Origin of the sequence: Paraburkholderia kururiensis JCM 10599 = LMG 19447, from assembly GCF_003986935.1 — a bacterium.
Lineage (GTDB): Bacteria > Pseudomonadota > Gammaproteobacteria > Burkholderiales > Burkholderiaceae > Paraburkholderia > Paraburkholderia kururiensis.
In genome coordinates, this window is sequence record NZ_RJZE01000014.1 from 51,877 (window position 1) to 69,788 (window position 17,912).

Sequence of the window (17,912 nt, forward strand, 5' to 3'; positions counted from 1 at the left end):
CTCCGTGTCCGATGAAATACAAAGCAAAGCTCATGGATCGCGCCGATGCGCTCCTTTTTGTGCTGCGTGTTACCCCGATGGAGTACGCGATCCGTATTTTCACTGCGCGCCGGGTGCGCCCCGCGCGGCGGTGTTCGTCAACGCCTCGACGTCAAGGCGACAGCCGCGCGATGCGCCAGTCGCCGCCTGTTTCGCGCGTGTAGAGAATGCGGTCGTGCAAGCGGGACGGGCGGCCCTGCCAGAACTCGATGGCCTGCGGCACGAGCCGGTAGCCGCCCCAGTGCGACGGGCGCGGCGGATGTTCACCGTACTTCGCTGCCATGTCGCGCTCGCGTGCTTCCAGCACGGCGCGGCTTTCAATTTCCTTGCTTTGTTCCGATGCCCACGCGCCAATGCGCGAGCCGAGCGGACGCGAGGCGAAGTAGGCGTCGCTTTCCTCGGCGCTTGTCTTGACGACGCTACCGTCGATGCGCACCTGCCGTTCCAGCTCGATCCAGTAGAAAAGCAGGCTCGCGTGCGGATTGGCGGCCAGTTCGTGGCCCTTGCGGCTTTCGTAATTCGTGAAGAAGACGAAGCCCTGTTCGTCCACGCCCTTGATGAGCAGGATCCGCGCGGTAGGACGAGCGTTCTCGTCCACCGTGGCGAGCGTCATCGCGTTTGGTTCGGGCAGTTTGGCGTCGAGCGCCTCGGCGAACCATTTGTGGAATTGTTGGATCGGGTTGGGATCCACGTCGGTCACGTCGAGTGAGCCGAGCGAATAATTCTTGCGGAGATTAGCGAGGGAAGTCATGTTCTTATGCGCACGCTTCAATTAGGCCAGTATAGCCGGGGTGTGAATTTTCTGCGTGCGGTCGCACGCGCGTGAAAGGGCGCGCCGTTTCCTTGCGCGCGATCAGGCAAAATACGGTTTGCCCGCGCTCCGCCGTCCGCTGCCGCGCCGTTGCAGGCCCTGGCGGCCGTGCCAGACGGCCGGATCCGAAGCGCCTCCTTCTGTTTCCGTATCGAGCCATGTCCGCCTCCGGCCTTACCGCGCACCACGCTACTTCCGATGTTACCTCCAGCCTCGCCGAGCCTGAAGCCGCCGATCGCGCCCGCCGTTTCGGCGGCATTGCGCGGCTTTACGGCGACGCGGCGCTGGCCGGCTTCGAGCGTGCCCACGTGGCGGTGATCGGCATAGGCGGCGTGGGTTCGTGGGCGGCCGAGGCGCTCGCGCGCAGCGCGGTGGGCACGATCACGCTGATCGACCTCGACAACGTGGCCGAAAGCAACACGAACCGGCAGATCCACGCGCTCGACGGCAACTATGGCAAGCCCAAGGTAGAAGCCATGGCGGAGCGGATCGCGCTGATCGACCCCGCGTGCAAGGTGCGGCTCGTGGAGGACTTCGTCGAGCCCGACAATTTCGACGCAGTGCTGGGCGCCGGCTTCGACTACGTGATCGACGCCATCGACAGCGTGCGCACGAAAACCGCGCTCATCGCGTGGTGCGTGGCGCGCGGGCAGCCGCTCGTGACCGTGGGCGGCGCGGGCGGTCAACTGGACCCCACGCGCATTCGCATCGACGACCTCGCGCTCACCATTCAAGACCCGCTGCTCTCGAAAGTGCGCGCGCAATTACGCAAGCAGCACGGCTTTCCGCGCGGACCGAAGGCGAAGTTCAAGGTGAGCGCCGTGTATTCGGACGAGCCGCTCATCTACCCCGAAACAGCGGTCTGCGACATCGACGCCGACGCCGAGCACGTGAGCACGTCGCCGGGGCACAGCGGACCGGTGGGTCTCAACTGCGCGGGCTTCGGATCGAGCGTATGCGTGACCGCGAGCTTCGGCTTTGCTGCGGCCTCGCACGTGCTGCGAGCACTCGCCCGCCGCGCGACGGACGCGGCGCGCGGCGAAGGTCTCGCCGCAGCCGCCACCACGCGCGCATAAAAAGCGAATGCGGCCCGAAGGCCGCGTCATGGTCGTGGGAGGGGATGCCGGATGAAGCGAAGCGGCGAAGATAAGGCGCGTTCGGAAACGCGCCGTCAATAAAGCGCCGCGCTCAGCTTGCGGCGCCATTCGCTCACGAGCTGCGGCTGCCCGGCCGCGAGATCGAACACCGACAACATCGTCTTGCGGCCGATGTCCTCACGGAACGACCGGTCGCACTTCACGATTTCCAGCAGATGTTCGAGCGCGCCCGCGTACTGACGGCGGGCGATCAGCGCGCTCGCCAGGTCGAAGCGGGCGTTGAGGTCGGTCGGATCTGCGGCCACGCGCGCTTCGAGCGCGTCGGTGGGCGGCAGATCGGCGGCAGCGTCCACTGCGTCGAGCCGCGTTTTCAGCGCGTTGAAGCGGGCGTCGATACCTTGCGTCGTCTTGGGCGAGAGCAGTTCCACTTCGGCGCGGGCGTCGTCGATGCGCTGGTCTTCGAGCAGCATTTCGATCAGGTCCATGCGAGCGTCGTCGTAGCCGGGGTCGTAGGCGAGGGTGGCCTTCAGCGCGTCGTAGGCCTCGTCGCGACGGCCTTCCGCAAGGGCCGCGAGCGCCACGCGGCGTGCCGCCTCGGCGCCGTCGGGTACGAGCCGGTCGAGGAACGCACGCAGCTGACCCTCGGCCAGCACGCCGACGAACTGATCCACCGGACGACCGTCTGCAAACGCGATCACGTGTGGAATGCTGCGCACCTGGAAGTGGGCCGCCAGCTCCTGGTTCTCGTCGACGTTGACCTTCACGAGCTTCCATTTGCCGCCGTACTCGGTTTCGAGGCGCTCGAGCATCGGACCGAGCGTGCGGCACGGACCGCACCACGGCGCCCAGAAGTCCACCAGCACCGGCGCGAGCGTCGAGGCAGCGATCACATCTTTTTCGAAAGTGGCGAGTGTGGTGTCCATTGCATCCTCGTGGGAAAACTGTCTCGATTTCATCTAGGGGCGGCGGCGGGCCATTTCAAGCTACTTCTTCTGCGGCAACGGAATCCAGTCCGTTTCCCCGGGCACCTGGCCCATCTGCTGGTTCATCCACGCCGTCTTGGCGTGCTCGATTTTGTCGCGCGAACTCGACACGAAATTCCATTCGATGAACCGCTCGCCTGCAAGTTTCTCGCCGCCCAGCAGCATGACCGTGGCGCCGCGCGTGCTCGCGAGCGTCACGGTTTCGCCGGGCACGAGCACGGCCATGCGGTAGGGGTCGAGTGGCGTGCCGTCGATGGCGAGGTCGCCCTCCACGAGATACACGCCGCGTTCTTCGTGCTCCGGTTCGAGCGCGAAGGCCGCGCCGGGCGCGAAGTGTGCTGCGACATAGAGCGTGCCCGAGAAGGTTTCGACCGGCGACGTCTGGCCGAACGCCGTGCCGGCAATGACGCGCAGCGTCACGCCGTTGCGCTCGAGTTGCGGCAGCGTGGCGCCCGGATGGTGAGCGAACGAAGGCTCGATGTCTTCGTCCTCCACGGGCAGTGCGACCCAGGTCTGGATGCCGTGCACCGTCATGCCGCGCGCGCGGTCTTCTTCGGGCGTGCGTTCGGAGTGGACGATACCGCGGCCCGCGGTCATCCAGTTCACGTCGCCGGGCACGATCTTCTGCGCAGAGCCGAGGCTGTCGCGATGCATGATGGCCCCGTCGAACAGATACGTGACGGTGGCGAGCCCGATATGCGGATGCGGACGCACGTCGATGCCGGAGCCGGGCGCGAGCGTGGCGGGGCCCATGTGGTCGAAGAAGATGAACGGCCCGACGAGGCGCGCGGCGAGCGCCGGCAAGACGCGGCGCACCATGAGGTTGCCGATGTCGCGTTCATGAGGCTTGAGGACTGCTTTAATCGCAGGGGACATGAGGATTCCTTGGTGGCCTGGGCGAGCGACGGGCCCATTCTAGCCTCATGCGGCGCGACGGTACCTGGAGCCTGTGCAGCAGGGCCATCGGCGCACCGGGGCCGCCTCGGCGAGTGTCGGGAGCCCCAGGCTAAACTCGGCCACGTCCAGCAGAAACGCAGGAAAAACTTCAATAAAACAGAAAGGAGGAGCCGGCCATGTCGCCGAAAGACCTGTTGCTCGCGCTTGTCGTCGTGGTGGCGTGGGGCGTCAACTTCGTGGTGATCAAGGTGGGTCTGCACGGTGTGCCGCCCATGCTGCTGGGTGCGCTTCGGTTCATGCTCGCCGCGGTGCCGGCGGTCTTTTTCGTGAAGCGTCCGCGCGTGCCGTTGCGCTGGCTCTTCGCCTACGGCGCAACCATTTCCTTCGGCCAGTTCGCGTTTCTGTTCTACGCGCTGTATGTGGGCATGCCAGCGGGGCTCGCTTCGCTGGTGCTTCAGGCGCAGGCGTTTTTCACGTTCGGGTTCGCCGTGCTGTTCCTGCACGAGCGCTTTCGCGTGCAGAACCTCGCAGGTCTCGCGATCGCGGCCGCGGGCCTGGCCGTGATCGGCACCGTGAGCGCGGCGGGCTCGTCGGGCGGCCATTCGATGACGCTCGCGGGCTTCCTCCTCACGCTGTGCGCGGCGGTGCTCTGGGCGCTCGGCAACATCGTGACGAAGAAAGTGGGCAAGGTGGACCTTGTGGCGCTCGTCGTGTGGGGCAGCCTCATTCCGCCGCTGCCGTTTCTGGCGTTGTCGTACGTGATGGAAGGGCCGGCGCGCATGGCGGCGGCGCTGAGCGGCATCGGCGTGACCTCGATACTCGCCATCGTCTATCTCGCCTTCGTGGCGACCATTCTGGGCTACGGGCTGTGGAGCCGGCTGCTTTCGCGCTATCCGGCCTCGCAGGTGGCGCCATTCTCGCTGCTCGTGCCGATTGTCGGGCTGGCATCGGCCGCGCTGCTGCTGGGCGAGCATCTGTCGACGGTCCAGGTCGCGGGCGCCGGGCTCGTCATGCTCGGGCTGGTCGTGAACGTGTTTGGCGGCTGGGTGGCGCAGCGTTTTGCGGCTGCGCGTTGAGGGTTCGGCGTCGTGCTGCGATCGTTCGGCAGGACGCCGATGCGGGCACGGTTCAAGCCGGTGAGCGCCTGGCGGGGCACCGGCAAGACGTGCGCGGAGCGTGCACCGCGTACGCTCCTCGCCCCTTACGTCATCCGGCTTTTCGCCAGCGGCGGATTCGCTGCGAAGTACCGCTTGATGCCCTTCATGATGGCGTCGGCCATCTGGTCGCGATAGCTGTCGTCGTTGAGCTTGCGCTCTTCGTCCGGGTTGCTGATGAAGGCGGTCTCCACGAGGATCGACGGAATGTCCGGCGCCTTCAGCACGGCGAAGCCCGCCTGTTCCACCGCACCCTTGTGCAGCTTGTTGATGTCGCCAATCTCCTTGAGCACGAAGTTGCCGTAGCGCAGCGAGTCGCGAATCTGCGCGGTGGTGGACATGTCGAAGAGCGCGCGGTTGACGGTGGCGTCCGCAGTCTTGATGTTGATGCCGCCAATCAGGTCCGACGAGTTTTCCTTGTTCGCCATCCAGCGCGCCGCGGCGCTCGACGCACCGTGTTCCGAGAGCGCGAACACGGAGGAGCCGCGCGCTTCGGGCGTGGTGAACGCATCGGCGTGGATCGAGACGAACAGGTCCGCGCCCACGCGCCGCGCCTTCTGCACGCGCACGTTGAGCGGCACGAAGAAGTCGGCGTCGCGCGTCATCATGGCGCGCATGTTGGGCTGGGCGTCGATCTTCGCGCGCAGTTTCTTCGCGACGTCGAGGGCGATGTGCTTCTCGTAGCTACCGCCGCTGCCGATGGCGCCCGGGTCTTCGCCGCCATGGCCGGGGTCGATCGCGACGGTGAGCAGGCGCACTGTGTTGCCCCGGCCGCCTTTCGGTGTGGTGAACGCGTAGGTGTCGCTGTCGGTGCCGTCGTCCGTGTTGCCGCCGCTCTTGTCCCGCGCGATGGCGGCAGGCGGCTGCGTGGGCTTCGGTGTGGCGCGCGGACCCGCGGGACCATTCGCGCCCGCGGCGGGCGGCGTATGTGCCGCCGAGGGTGGCCGCGGCACGTCGCCCGCCGAACCGCCGTTCTGCGCGTAGCGCTGGAAGAACGCCTCGCTGTTGTCGGCTGAGCCGGGCGGCGTGTTGGGGCCGCCCAGCGTGGCCGCGGGCGGGGCGCTGTTCTCATTGAGCTGCTGCTCCTTGCGCTCGGTCTGCGCAAGCAGGTCCATCAACGGGTCAGGTGCCACGGCCGGGTAGAGGTCGAAGACGAGCCGGTAGCGGTACGAGCCCACAGGCTGCAGCGTGAACACCTGCGGCTTCACCTGGCCTTTGAGGTCGAACACCATGCGCACCACGTGCGGCTGATATTGCCCCACGCGCACGGACTGAATCTGCGGATCGTTCGGCGTGATCTTGGAGACCAGGTCGCGCAGCGACTGGTCGAGGTCGAGCCCGTTGAGGTCGACCACGAGCCGGTCCGGTCCTTGCAGAAGCTGCTGCGTGTTCTGCAGCGGCTGATCCGATTCGATGGTGACGCGCGTGTAGTCGCGCGCCGGCCACACACGCACGCCGACCACCGACGTTGCCCAGGCGAGGCGCGGCGCAACGAGCCCGAGCACGAGCGTGGACGCGCCCGCCCGCAGGATCTGCCGGCGTCGCCAGTTGTGGCTCGCGGTGGCGGCGGATTCTATGGAGCGGAACGGTTTGATTAACATCTTTCCAGACATGCCTTTCCTGTTTCGCTGTACGCGCGCGCGGTGAGGGCACGCGCGTCATGCTCTTTGCCGTTCCGCAGTTCGCTCACGACGTCGAGCGAAAAAACGAGATCCGGCACGCCGAGCAGCGCGCCTGCCCGCTGAGGCCATTCGACGAGGCAGATCGCGCCGCTGCCGAAGTACTCGCGAAAGCCGGCATCGGCCCATTCGGCCGGATCGGCAAAGCGGTACAAATCGAAGTGATAGAGCTCGAGTTCCCCATCCGGCGTTTCCACGGCATAGGGTTCGACGAGCGTGTAGGTCGGACTGCGCACCCGGCCGATGTGGCCGAAACCGCGCAGCATGGCCCGCACGAGCGTGGTCTTGCCGGCGCCCAGGTCGCCGGTCAGTTGCACCTGCAGGCCCTCGAATGCCGCGCCGCCTTGCGTTGCCTCGGCGCTCGCCTTGGCGTGGCGTACCTCGGCAATCGCGTGCGCTGCGCGCGCGCCGAACGCCTGGGTGGCCGCGTCGTCCGCGAGCGCGAAGTGGCGCTCGAGCAGGACGGTGGCGTGAGCCAGGCTGGTGAGTGCTTCGTGGCCTGACGTGCCGGCGGTACCGGGCGTATTGGGCATTCTCGTAAAATGGCGTGATGAACCGAAGTTCGCCTCTCTCTTCCTGCACACCCTTGCCAGAGCACGACAGCGCGAGCGGTCGTGATGGTGTGCATGCTGGCCGGGACGCGCCCTCGAATGAGGCGCTGGCGTCGCTTGCGGCGCGCATTCGGGCGTGGGGGCGCGAACTGGGTTTCGGTGCGATCGGTATCAGCGATACCGACCTCTCCGATGCCGAAGCGGGCCTTGCCGCGTGGCTCGAAGCAGGCTGCCACGGCGAGATGGATTATATGGCCAAACATGGGCTCAAACGCGCACGCCCGGCTGAGCTTGTGGCCGGAACGCGACGCGTGATCACCGCGCGCATGGCCTATTTGCCGGCTTCGGCGCTCGCCGTCGAAGCGACCCGTGAGCACGATGAAAGTGCTTCGCAAGGCACGCCACCCTCGCAGCCCGCTCGTGACGACTGGCGGGACCGCGAGCGCGCGCGGCTGGCTGACCCTGCCGCGGCGGTTGTCTCCGTCTACGCGCGCGGCCGCGACTATCACAAGGTTTTGCGCCAGCGGCTGCAGCACCTCGCGCAGCGTATCGAAGACGAGATCGGTGCCTGCGGCTACCGCGTCTTCACGGATTCAGCGCCGGTGCTCGAAGTCGAGCTGGCGCAGAAGGCCGGCATCGGCTGGCGCGGCAAGCACACGTTGCTGCTGCAGCGCGACGCCGGGTCGCTCTTCTTTCTCGGTGAAATCTATGTGGACTTGCCGTTGCCCACCGATGCCGAGTGGCACGGGGGCGATGCCGCCGGCGCAGCGAATGTAGCCAATGCGACCGCAGATTCACGCACGTACGACGCACCAACGATCGCGCGGCCGGACGCTGAAGCCGCTGCCCCGCATTCGGCACACGCGCCCGAAACTGCGGGCGCGCATTGCGGCAGTTGCACGCGCTGCATCGGTGCCTGTCCCACGGGGGCGATCGTGGCGCCTTATCAAGTGGACGCCCGGCGCTGCATCTCGTATCTCACCATCGAGCTGAAGGGCAGCATTCCCCAGGACTTGCGGCCGCTGATCGGCAATCGTGTGTATGGCTGCGACGATTGCCAGCTCGTGTGTCCGTGGAACAAGTTCGCGCAGGCCGCGCCCGTTGACGATTTCGACGTGCGGCACGGGCTGGACCGCGCGTCGCTGGTCGAGCTGTTCGAATGGACCGAGAGCGACTTCGACACGCGCCTGCAAGGCAGCGCGATTCGCCGGATCGGTTACGCGTGCTGGTTGCGCAATCTCGCGGTCGGCATGGGCAACGCGCTGCGCTCAACGGCTTTGCCAGCCGAAGCGCGCGAGGCCATCGTAGAAGCGCTGCGCCGACGTGCCGGCGACGCGTCGCCGCTCGTGCGCGAGCACGTGCAATGGGCGCTCGAGGCAGCGTAGAGTAGCGGGGCGCGGCCGTGGCCCTGCCCGCGCCCGCGATGAGGAGAACGCAACATGATGTTCAACGCCGTGATCGATGCGCCGTTCGGCAAGGTGGGCATTCGCACTCAGGCCGATGCCGTGCGCGAGATCGTCTATCTGCCCGAGTCGGTGAAGAACGTGGCGCCCGATTCGGCGCTCACGCGCCGCGCGGTGCAGCAGATCGAGCGGTATTTCGAGCGCGCCTCGGCCACCTTCGATCTGCCGCTCGCTGAAGTAGGCACCGCGTTTCAGCGGCGCGTCTGGCAGGCCATCAGCGAGATTCCGCCCGGCATCGTGCTGACCTACGGCCAGCTCGCGAAGGCCGTGAGTTGCGGCTCGCCGCGCGCGGTCGGCCAGGCCTGCGGCGCCAACTATTTTCCGCTCGTCATTCCGTGCCACCGCGTGGTGGCTTCGGGCGGCATCGGCGGATTCGCGAATCACGACGACGACGGCTACTTCCGCAAAGTGAAGCGGTGGCTGCTCGCACACGAGGGTGTGCCCTACGCATGACGACTGACATCAAACGCGCCGCCACGCAACCAGACGACATCGCGCCAACGCCGGGCGCCGCTTCTGCCGACCTCGCGGGCGCAGAAACGGTGACGGCAGAAACAGCGACAACGGAAACCGCAGCCGAGGAAACCATAGCCGCTTCGCCGCTGCTCACCGTGAGCCTTGCCTCGATCGACGCCTTTTGCGATTCGCTCTGGCTCGAACATGGTCTGTCGCGCAACACGCTCGACGCCTACCGGCGCGATCTGCGTCTTTTTGCCGAATGGCTCGCGAAGGCGCGCAACGGCTCGCTGGATACCGCCACCGAAACCGATCTGCTCGCCTACAGCGCGGCGCGCAAGGAGAGCAAATCGACCTCGGCGAACCGTCGGCTCTCGGTGTTCCGGCGCTACTACGGCTGGGCCGTGCGCGAGCACCGCGCGCAGGGCGACCCTACGGTGCGCATCCGCTCGGCGAAGCAGCCGCCGCGGTTTCCGTCCACGCTCTCCGAGGCGCAGGTGGAGGCGCTGCTCGGCGCACCCGACATCGATACGCCGCTCGGCCTGCGCGACCGGACGATGCTCGAATTGATGTACGCAAGCGGCCTGCGCGTGACGGAACTCGTGACGCTAAAAACAGTGGAGGTCGGCCTCAACGAAGGCGTGGTGCGCGTGATGGGCAAGGGCTCGAAAGAGCGGCTGATCCCGTTCGGCGAAGAGGCGCACGCGTGGATCGCGCGCTATCTGCGCGACGCGCGGCCCGCGTTGCTCGGCGCACGCACGACGGACGCGCTCTTCGTCACGGCACGGGCCGAAGGCATGACGCGCCAGCAGTTCTGGAACATCATCAAACGACACGCGCGCGCAGCCGATGTGCACGCGCCGCTCTCGCCGCACACGCTGCGGCACGCGTTCGCCACGCATCTGCTCAATCACGGCGCCGACCTGCGCGTCGTGCAACTGCTGCTCGGGCACAGCGACATCTCTACGACGCAGATCTACACCCACGTGGCCCGCGAGCGGTTGAAGTCGCTGCACGCGCAGCATCATCCGCGCGGGTGATTTGCGGTTGAAGTGCGGTTGACGCGCAGCTCACTGCTACGCGCATCCTTCTCCCGCGGTTCCTTCGGCGTTTGCCGCCCGCTCGGCGCGCGGCAAGCGCCGGGCAAAGCGTCCGTCAGACCAGTTCGCGCAGCTTGTGCTTCAGGATCTTGCCCGTGGACGCCGCCGGCAGCGCCGGCATGATGCGGATGTGCGCGGGCCGCTTGTAGGGCGCAAGACGCGCGCTGCACCATTCGTCTAGCGCCTGCGTCGTCACGGTGGCGCCCGCGGCGAGCTCCACGAAGGCGATGACTTCCTCGTTGCCTTCCACCGGCCGTCCGATCACGGCGGACTGCATCACCGCAGGGTGCGCGTTGAGCACGTGCTCGACTTCGGACGGATACACGTTGAAGCCCGAGCGAATGATGAGTTCCTTGCTGCGGCCCACGATGTGCATGGCGCCGTCCGGATCCTCGCGCGCGAGGTCGCCGGTCTTCAGCCAGCCGTCTACGGTGACCGCGGCGCGCGTGAGTTCCGGGCTGCGGTAGTAGCCGAGCATCACGTTCGGTCCACGCACCCACAGTTCGCCGATCTCGCCGCGCGGCACGTCGCGGCCCTCGGGCGACACGTAGCGCACTTCGACGCCTGGAATGGCGTGGCCCACGGAGCAGTCCGCGCGGGGTGCGTCGAGCAGAGTCTGCGCCACGGTCGGGCTGCTCTCGGTCATGCCGTAGCCGTTGTGGAGCGTCACGCCATACGCGCTTTCCACACGCGCCTTCAGCGCGGCATCGAGCGGCGAGCCGCCCGAGTAGGCGAAGCGTAGCCGCGGCGCGCGCCATTCGAGATGCTCTGTTTGCAGATAGTCGAGCAGCTTTGCGTGCATCGCTGGCACGCCCTGAAAGATGGAGACGTGCTCGTCGGCCAGCGCGCGGCGCACCGCTTCGGGCACGAAGCGCGGCGCAAGCCGTAGCGTGGCGCCCGCGTACAGGCTGCCGAGGCACACCGACGCGAGACCGTACACGTGCGAGATGGGCAGCACGGCGTAGACGACGTCGTCGGCGTTCACGCGGCGCAGCGTGCTGGAGACCGCCGCGATGAACAGCAGGTTGCGATGCGAGAGCATCACGCCCTTCGGCGTGCCGGTGGTGCCTGTCGTGTAGATGAGGGCCGCGCATTGGCGGTCGGCTTGCGTTTCTACGGGTTCGGCGAGTGCGCTTTCGGTGTTGTGCGCGTTGTGCGTGTCGCTTGCGTCGCTCTTGTCGGTTTGCCAGTGCCACGCGCCGATATCGACCGGTCCGGCGGGCGCGGGCGTGGCGCCGTGTCGTTGCGCGTGGGCGCGCGCATCGGGCGAACTGGCGACGACGTAGGCCGTGAGCCGAGGCCGCGCATGTGCGCGAATGGCGTCGAGTTCGGCCGCCGAGAGCCGCGCGTTCGAAACGAGGGCCCACGCGTCGAGCCGGGTCGCGGCGAAGAGCAGCACGATTTGCGCGACGCTGTTTTCGGCGACGATCATTACGCGGTCGCCGCCTCGCACGCCATGCTCGCGCAAGCGTGCGGCCGTGGCGTCCACGGCCTCGGCGAGCTGCGCGCGCGTGATGACGCGTAGGCGCTCGCGGCCTGCTTCGTCGGCATCGTGCGCATCTTCGATCAGCGCGACGCGGTGCGGGTCGTGCGCGGCGAGTCGAATGGGAATGTCGGCGATGCGGTCGGGCAGGGTGGCGAGCAGCGCGGCGATGTCGAACGAATGGATGGACACAGGCGCGGTGTGCGAGGGCTGCGCCTGTGCGTCGCCGTGGTGAGGCGCGGCATGCGGATGCGAGCGGGCGGTCAAAGCGGTCTCCTCCTGTGCTTCGCCGCGATTGTACGGGCGCGGCGCGAAGCTGGCTGTGTGCGGCATGTGGAGCGTGGACGGCGGGTGAGGCCTGTGCGGCCTGTGCGGCATGTGCGACGGACAGATGCGCCGCCGGCAGATTGCGAACGATCGTGCCATAACTGCTGGGCACGGACAACGGGCGGTTCGTTCATCCCGCTTTGCCTCCCGTCGTACCCTTCGTTCGGACCGGCCATTACAATGCGCCGATGAGCAAGAACCGACACGTTTCCGAAACCCCCGCCACGCAGTTCCTCAGGCGCCATGGCGTGCCCTTTGACGAGTATCCGTACGAGTACGTCGAGCATGGCGGCACGGCCGAATCGGCGCGTCAGCTGGGCGTCGACGAGCATCTCGTCGTCAAGACGCTCGTTATGGAAGACGAGCACGCGAAGCCGTTGATCGTGCTCATGCATGGCGACTGCAAGGTCTCGACCAAGAATCTGGCGCGGCAGATCGGCGCAAAGCGCGTGGAGCCCTGCAAGCCCGAGGTGGCGAACCGGCATTCCGGGTATCTGGTGGGCGGTACGTCGCCGTTCGGCACGCGCAAGGCCATGCCGGTGTATGTGGAGTCGAGCATCCTCGAACTCGAGCGGATCTATCTGAATGGCGGACGGCGGGGCTTTCTGGTGAGTATCGAGCCGTCGGTGCTGACTGCGCTGCTGGAGGCCAAACCGGTGCAGTGCGCAAGCGTCGATTGAGTAGAGGTCTCAGCGCGGCCTTTGCCCGGCAGCGCTTTCCTCAAAGCAGTGTACCAGGGGCGTTTGAGTTGACCGGTGCCGCGCGGGCCGCGCGACGAAAGGGCTCCGGTAGAATGAGCGCCTTTGCGGGGCGGCGCGGCCGTGGGGCGCGTGGGTCCGGCGTCAGGGTTTTTCCGGCTCGCGCTTGCACGGATGCTGCCTGACCATGCGCGCGGATGCCGGCGATGGTCCCGCTGTTCGCGCCGTCCCAGCCGTTCATCCAGTCTTCCGATTCATTACAAGAAGAGTTACCTGCATGTACAACCTGATCGTTGCCGTCCTGGCCTATCTGATCGGCTCGGTGTCGTTTGCCGTGGTCGTCAGCGCCGCAATGGGTCTCGCCGACCCGCGCTCGTACGGCTCAGGCAACCCCGGGGCGACCAACGTGCTGCGCAGCGGAAACAAGACCGCCGCGATCCTCACGCTGCTCGGCGATGCGTTCAAGGGCTGGCTTGCCGTGTGGCTCACGGCGCATTTCGCATCGCGCTTCGGCCTGGACGACGATGCGATTGCGCTGGCCGCCATTGCCGTGTTTCTCGGCCACCTGTACCCGGTGTTCTTCCGCTTCAAGGGTGGCAAGGGCGTGGCGACGGCGGCGGGCGTGCTGCTCGCGATCAATCCGGTGCTGGGCATCGCCACGGCGCTCACGTGGCTCATCATTGCGTTCTTCTTTCGCTATTCGTCGCTGGCGGCGCTCGTGGCCGCCGTGTTCGCCCCGCTCTTCGACGGTTTCCTGTTCGGCGCAAACGTGATCACGCTGGCGGTCTTCGCGATGAGCGCGCTGCTCATCTGGCGTCACCGCTCGAACATTGCCAAGCTGATGGCGGGCAAGGAAAGCCGCATTGGCGAGAAGAAGGGCGCGACGCCGCCGGCGGGTAGCCGGCATTGACGTGATGCTGGAGTGGGGCGGTGCCGGCTGCGGCTGCCGTTGTGAGGAGGCGGGGCCCGGCCGCGCTGGGCCGGGTGCCGTTTGATCGCTTGATCGCTTGAATCGATCAGTCGCGGAAGTTGTTGAAATCGAGCGGCGTGTCGCTCACTTCCTTGCGCAGCATTGCGATTACGCTTTGCAGGTCGTCGCGCTTGGCGCCTGAAACGCGCACTGCGTCGCCCTGAATGCTGGCCTGCACCTTGATTTTGCTGTCCTTCACGAGCCTGACGATCTTCTTGGCCAGATCGCCGGACACGCCCTTCTTCACGGTGATGACCTGCTTCACCTTGTCGCCGCCGATCTTCTCGATCTTGCCGTGCTCGAGGAAGCGCACGTCCACGTTGCGCTTCGCCATTTTCGACACCAGCACGTCTTTGACCTGCCCGAGCTTGAAGTCGTCGTCGGCATAGGCGGTGAGTTCGTGCTCTTTCTGCTCGACACGCGCGTCGGAGCCCTTGAAGTCGAAGCGCGTCGAAATTTCCTTGTTGGATTGCTCGATCGCGTTCTTCACCTCGATCATGTTGGCTTCGCAAACCACGTCAAACGATGGCATTGGTTTCTCCCAGTAGTGCAGTGGAGGCGGCGCAAAGCCGCCGTTCGCACTCGCTATAATCACGGACCGGCCGTCATTTTACCGACGCCGTCCCCTTTTGCCCAAGGCTCGCGCGCGCTGCGCGGCCGCATGTGTGAAGACACGCCGCCCCCCGATGTCCGTTCCCTCCGTTCCCGCTGTTTCTCTGGCCGACCCCGTCTGGTTTGCCGCCGACTATCCCTTGCGCGAGCACAACACCTTCGGGTTCGACGTGCGTGCGCACTTGCTGTGCCGCATCGAAAGCGAAGCGCAGTTCGCGGCTGCGTTGACCGATCCGCGCGCAAAGGGGCTGCGTACGCTGGTGTTGGGCGGCGGCAGCAACGTCGTGTTGACGCGCGATTTCGATGGACTGGTGCTGTTCGTCGCTTTGCGCGGACGCGAAGTGGTGCGCGAAGATCGCGACGCCTGGTATGTGCAAGCGGCGGCAGGCGAGACCTGGCACGAGTTCGTGGCCTGGACGCTCGAGCAGGGCATGCCGGGCCTCGAAAATCTCGCGCTGATTCCGGGTACCGTGGGCGCGGCGCCCATCCAGAACATCGGTGCGTATGGGCTCGAGATGGGCGAGCGCTTCGCGTCGCTGCGGGCCATCGAGCTGGCGACGGGCACGGCGCACGAGTTCGATGCCGCGGCCTGCCGGTTCGGCTATCGAGACAGCTTCTTCAAGCGCGAAGGCCGCGGCCGGTTTGCGATTACGTCGGTCACCTTCAGGTTGCCGAAGGCGTGGCAGTCGCACGCCGATTACGCCGATATCGCGCGCGAATTGACGGCGCAGGGCAAAGCGGACAATCCCGATGCCCAGGCGATCTTCGATGCGGTGGTAGCGGTGCGGCGCGCGAAGCTGCCCGATCCGCGCGAACTGGGCAACGCAGGCAGCTTCTTCAAGAATCCTGTGATCGACGCGGTGCAGTTCGAGGCGTTGCGGGCGCGCGAGCCGGAGGTGGTGTCGTATCCGCAGCCCGACGGACGCGTGAAGCTTGCGGCGGGCTGGCTGATCGACCGTTGCGGCTGGAAGGGCCGCGCGTTGGGGCACGCCGCGGTGCACGAGCGCCAGGCGCTGGTGCTTGTCAATCGGGGCGGCGCGACGGGGGCCGAGGTGCTCGCGCTCGCGCAGCGCATTCAGCAGGATGTGATGCTGCGTTTTGGCGTGGCACTGGAACCCGAGCCGGTCGTGCTCTGAGTGCTGCTCTGCGAGCCCGCGTTTCACGGCGCCAGGAGATCGTGAAACGAAAACCGGCGGTCTTCACCACCGGTTGGTCTGCGTCTGCTACGGTCCCGCGCCAGCGTTTGCCGCTCAGTGATTCAGCCGGCCGAGCAGCAGAAATTCCATCAGCGCTTTCTGGACGTGCAGGCGGTTTTCCGCTTCGTCCCAGACCACGCTTTGCGGTCCGTCGATCACTTCCGCGCTCACTTCCTCGCCGCGGTGCGCCGGCAGGCAGTGCATGAAGAGGGCGTCGGGCTTCGCGCGGGCCATCATGTCGGCATCCACGCACCAGTCCGCGAATGCCTTTTTGCGGGCTTCGTTTTCCGCCTCGAAACCCATACTGGTCCAGACGTCTGTCGTGACGAGGTCGGCGCCGGCGCACGCTTCGTTCGGGTCGTCGAACTCTTCGACGAACGGCGCGCTTTCGGGCGCCACGAGCGCGCAGTCGAGCCGGTAGCCGGGCGGCGTGGAAAGCCGCAGCGTGAAGCCCAGAATCTGCGCGGCCTGGATCCACGTGTACAGCATGTTGTTCGCGTCGCCCACCCAGGCCACGGTCTTGCCGCGAATCGGGCCGCGATGTTCGTAGTACGTGAACACGTCCGCGAGCACCTGGCACGGGTGGTACTCGTTCGTGAGACCGTTGATGACCGGTACGCGCGAGTTTTCCGCGAAGCGTTGGATGATGTCCTGCCCGAACGTGCGGATCATGATGATGTCCACCATGCGCGAAATGACCTGTGCTGCGTCTTCGATCGGTTCGCCGCGCCCAAGCTGCGTGTCGCGCGTGCTCATGAAGACGGCGTGGCCGCCAAGCTGGAAAATGCCGGCTTCGAACGACAGACGCGTGCGCGTTGAGTTCTTCTCGAAGATCATCGCGAGCGTGCGGTCGTGCAGCGGATGGTACGTCTCGTAGTTCTTGAATTTGCGTTTGAGAATACGGGCGCGCTCCAGCACGTACTCGTAGTCTTCCAGCGAGAAATCCTTGAACTGCAGGTAGTGGCGAATGTTCCGGGAGGTCATGAAAGGAATACGGCGGTTAGCCTGACCGGCACGGTGGATGTGTACCGGGAAACGCCGCTGTGATTGGTGGTAAGTCGATGCAGCATAAAGGATTTTGCCGCGTTTGACGAGTCGGCCGGAAGGCCGGTGGAGCCTGCCCGAACGGCCCGGTGGTGGCTTGGTTGCAGTGCGGAAAAAAGCGGCGTGCGCTATAATGCTCCGGTTTTTTCAGGCCCAGCGAGCAGGTCTCGCGCTTGCGGGTGAACCCTGCGCACGCCCCCGCGGTGTGCGGTTGCGGGCTATCCGCAGAATAAGGTCGGGACGATGCCGGGCAGGCCTGTCCGCATGTCCCGCCGCACGCCTCACGGGTCTTCGATGCATCGGGCCGGCTACGCCGGCAGCGCATGGAAGGGTCGCGAAGGTGGGGCGTCAGCCCGGCCACGCGTCACGGCGGGCACGCCAGGTGTAACGCAGCGCAGTCACTCAGGTATTCCTACATGGCCGAAACACCCCCAACCGAGTATTTCATCCAGGGCATTACCAAAAGCGGGAGAAAGTTTCGACCCAGCGACTGGTCCGAACGCCTCGCCGGCGTCATGTCATGCTTCGGTCCTAGTGCGCGGGAGTTGCGGGGACCGAACGCCCGTCTGCAGTATTCGCGCTACGTGCGGCCCACCATGATCGGCGACCTCAAGTGCGTGATTCTCGATTCCCGGTTGCGTGACATCGAACCCATGGCGTTCGATTTCGTCATGAACTTCGCGAAAGACAACGATCTGGTTGTGACCGAGGCCTGCGAATTGCCGCCGGAACACGGCACGCAGCAAAAAGCCAAAGACCGCTAACGACGCTCTACGCGCGGCCCATCTCGGCGCGGTGCCTTGCTTGCACCGCTTGCTTGTACCGTTTGCGAGACGGGCAAGCGGCAACAAAAAAAGCCCGCCGAAGCGGGCTTTTTTTGTTGCGCAGTGGAAACAGGAGGCGGCCCGCTGTGCGGGCCTGCCGGATTTACTGCGCGCTTGCCTGCAGCGCCTTGACGGCGGCAGCGAGGCGGCTCTTGTGACGAGCGGCCTTGTTCTTGTGAACGATCTTCTTGTCGGCAATGATGTCCATCGTCTTTGCCGATGCCTGGAAGATCTCGGCGGCCTTGGCCTTGTCGCCGGCTTCGATTGCCTTGCGAACGGCCTTGATGGCGGTACGGAACTTCGAGCGCAGCGCCGAGTTGTGCGAATTGGCTTTGGCGGCCTGACGGGCGCGCTTGCGTGCTTGTGCGGTGTTAGCCATGACGGTTCCCTTGTCCTGTTTCCTGCTGTGATCGCGGCGAAAGGCCCGGAGATTTACCGCCGGTTCCCTTGCTTTCAGTGCCCGGCAAGCCGGACGAGCTTCGAAACCGGCGATTATAGCAACAAAATCAGGGCTGTGGCAAATGAAGA

The 17,912-nt window shown here is 66.0% G+C and carries 18 protein-coding genes; 9 read left to right on the forward strand and 9 right to left on the reverse strand.

Annotated elements, in window-relative coordinates; genetic code table 11:
- Positions 1–151: 151 nt before the first annotated feature.
- The gene (gene pdxH, locus PKKP23_RS17825; RefSeq protein ID WP_017776927.1) at positions 152–790 is read right to left on the reverse strand and encodes a pyridoxamine 5'-phosphate oxidase; all 639 of its coding nucleotides are present in this window, start codon (positions 788–790) and stop codon (positions 152–154) included.
- Between the two features lie 218 nt (positions 791–1,008).
- Here pdxH and tcdA point away from each other — a divergent pair, with 218 nt between their 5' ends.
- Complete coding sequence (gene tcdA, locus PKKP23_RS17830) at positions 1,009–1,926, forward strand: tRNA cyclic N6-threonylcarbamoyladenosine(37) synthase TcdA (RefSeq protein ID WP_126877883.1); 918 nt, start codon at positions 1,009–1,011, stop codon at positions 1,924–1,926.
- 95 nt (positions 1,927–2,021) lie between these two features.
- Here the strand turns inward: tcdA and trxA are convergent, their stop codons facing one another.
- Positions 2,022–2,870 carry a thioredoxin gene (gene trxA, locus PKKP23_RS17835; RefSeq protein ID WP_126877884.1) on the reverse strand — a complete coding sequence of 283 codons (849 nt, stop codon included), beginning with the start codon at positions 2,868–2,870 and terminating at the stop codon, positions 2,022–2,024.
- 60 nt (positions 2,871–2,930) lie between these two features.
- The gene (locus PKKP23_RS17840; protein WP_126877885.1) at positions 2,931–3,806 is read right to left on the reverse strand and encodes a pirin family protein; all 876 of its coding nucleotides are present in this window, start codon (positions 3,804–3,806) and stop codon (positions 2,931–2,933) included.
- 197 nt (positions 3,807–4,003) lie between these two features.
- Here PKKP23_RS17840 and PKKP23_RS17845 point away from each other — a divergent pair, with 197 nt between their 5' ends.
- A complete protein-coding gene (locus PKKP23_RS17845; protein ID WP_126877886.1) occupies positions 4,004–4,903 on the forward strand; it encodes an EamA family transporter in 900 nt (299 codons plus the stop codon).
- Positions 4,904–5,028: 125 nt separating this feature from the next.
- Here PKKP23_RS17845 and PKKP23_RS17850 read toward each other — a convergent pair whose 3' ends face one another.
- Positions 5,029–6,594, reverse strand: coding sequence for an N-acetylmuramoyl-L-alanine amidase (locus tag PKKP23_RS17850; protein WP_126877887.1), 1,566 nt, complete (start codon positions 6,592–6,594; stop codon positions 5,029–5,031).
- The gene (tsaE, locus tag PKKP23_RS17855) at positions 6,576–7,193 is read right to left on the reverse strand and encodes a tRNA (adenosine(37)-N6)-threonylcarbamoyltransferase complex ATPase subunit type 1 TsaE (protein ID WP_240659049.1); all 618 of its coding nucleotides are present in this window, start codon (positions 7,191–7,193) and stop codon (positions 6,576–6,578) included. Before tsaE ends, PKKP23_RS17850 begins: the two co-directional genes overlap by 19 nt.
- Before the next feature lie 17 nt (positions 7,194–7,210).
- Here tsaE and queG point away from each other — a divergent pair, with 17 nt between their 5' ends.
- From queG to xerD, 3 genes are read left to right on the forward strand one after another with little or no spacing between them, the layout of a single operon-like run.
- A complete protein-coding gene (queG, locus tag PKKP23_RS17860) occupies positions 7,211–8,596 on the forward strand; it encodes a tRNA epoxyqueuosine(34) reductase QueG (RefSeq protein ID WP_240659050.1) in 1,386 nt (461 codons plus the stop codon).
- Positions 8,597–8,653: 57 nt separating this feature from the next.
- Positions 8,654–9,127 carry a methylated-DNA--[protein]-cysteine S-methyltransferase gene (locus PKKP23_RS17865; protein ID WP_026121874.1) on the forward strand — a complete coding sequence of 158 codons (474 nt, stop codon included), beginning with the start codon at positions 8,654–8,656 and terminating at the stop codon, positions 9,125–9,127.
- Positions 9,124–10,170: a site-specific tyrosine recombinase XerD gene (gene xerD / locus PKKP23_RS17870; protein ID WP_240659051.1), complete on the forward strand. Its 1,047-nt coding sequence runs from the start codon at positions 9,124–9,126 to the stop codon at positions 10,168–10,170. Before PKKP23_RS17865 ends, xerD begins: the two co-directional genes overlap by 4 nt.
- A gap of 115 nt (positions 10,171–10,285) precedes the next feature.
- Here xerD and PKKP23_RS17875 read toward each other — a convergent pair whose 3' ends face one another.
- Complete coding sequence (locus PKKP23_RS17875) at positions 10,286–12,046, reverse strand: class I adenylate-forming enzyme family protein (protein ID WP_420873236.1); 1,761 nt, start codon at positions 12,044–12,046, stop codon at positions 10,286–10,288.
- 182 nt (positions 12,047–12,228) lie between these two features.
- Here PKKP23_RS17875 and ybaK point away from each other — a divergent pair, with 182 nt between their 5' ends.
- Both ybaK and plsY read left to right on the forward strand, forming a co-directional pair.
- Positions 12,229–12,720: a Cys-tRNA(Pro) deacylase gene (ybaK, locus tag PKKP23_RS17880; protein ID WP_126877889.1), complete on the forward strand. Its 492-nt coding sequence runs from the start codon at positions 12,229–12,231 to the stop codon at positions 12,718–12,720.
- A 295-nt stretch (positions 12,721–13,015) separates the two neighbouring features.
- Positions 13,016–13,648 carry a glycerol-3-phosphate 1-O-acyltransferase PlsY gene (gene plsY, locus PKKP23_RS17885; protein ID WP_017776915.1) on the forward strand — a complete coding sequence of 211 codons (633 nt, stop codon included), beginning with the start codon at positions 13,016–13,018 and terminating at the stop codon, positions 13,646–13,648.
- Positions 13,649–13,754: 106 nt separating this feature from the next.
- On the opposite strand, the gene PKKP23_RS17890 is transcribed toward plsY, so the two are convergent.
- Positions 13,755–14,240: a YajQ family cyclic di-GMP-binding protein gene (locus PKKP23_RS17890; protein ID WP_017776914.1), complete on the reverse strand. Its 486-nt coding sequence runs from the start codon at positions 14,238–14,240 to the stop codon at positions 13,755–13,757.
- 154 nt (positions 14,241–14,394) lie between these two features.
- Between PKKP23_RS17890 and murB the strand changes: the two genes are divergently transcribed.
- Positions 14,395–15,456 carry a UDP-N-acetylmuramate dehydrogenase gene (murB, locus tag PKKP23_RS17895; RefSeq protein ID WP_126877890.1) on the forward strand — a complete coding sequence of 354 codons (1,062 nt, stop codon included), beginning with the start codon at positions 14,395–14,397 and terminating at the stop codon, positions 15,454–15,456.
- Between the two features lie 114 nt (positions 15,457–15,570).
- Here the strand turns inward: murB and argF are convergent, their stop codons facing one another.
- On the reverse strand, positions 15,571–16,500 hold the full coding sequence (argF, locus tag PKKP23_RS17900; RefSeq protein WP_126877891.1) for an ornithine carbamoyltransferase: 930 nt from the start codon (positions 16,498–16,500) through the stop codon (positions 15,571–15,573).
- A gap of 476 nt (positions 16,501–16,976) precedes the next feature.
- Between argF and PKKP23_RS17905 the strand changes: the two genes are divergently transcribed.
- Positions 16,977–17,324 carry a DUF3579 domain-containing protein gene (locus PKKP23_RS17905; RefSeq protein ID WP_026121871.1) on the forward strand — a complete coding sequence of 116 codons (348 nt, stop codon included), beginning with the start codon at positions 16,977–16,979 and terminating at the stop codon, positions 17,322–17,324.
- Between the two features lie 163 nt (positions 17,325–17,487).
- Here the strand turns inward: PKKP23_RS17905 and rpsT are convergent, their stop codons facing one another.
- Complete coding sequence (gene rpsT, locus PKKP23_RS17910; protein ID WP_017776910.1) at positions 17,488–17,763, reverse strand: 30S ribosomal protein S20; 276 nt, start codon at positions 17,761–17,763, stop codon at positions 17,488–17,490.
- Between the last annotated feature and the right edge of the window lie 149 nt (positions 17,764–17,912).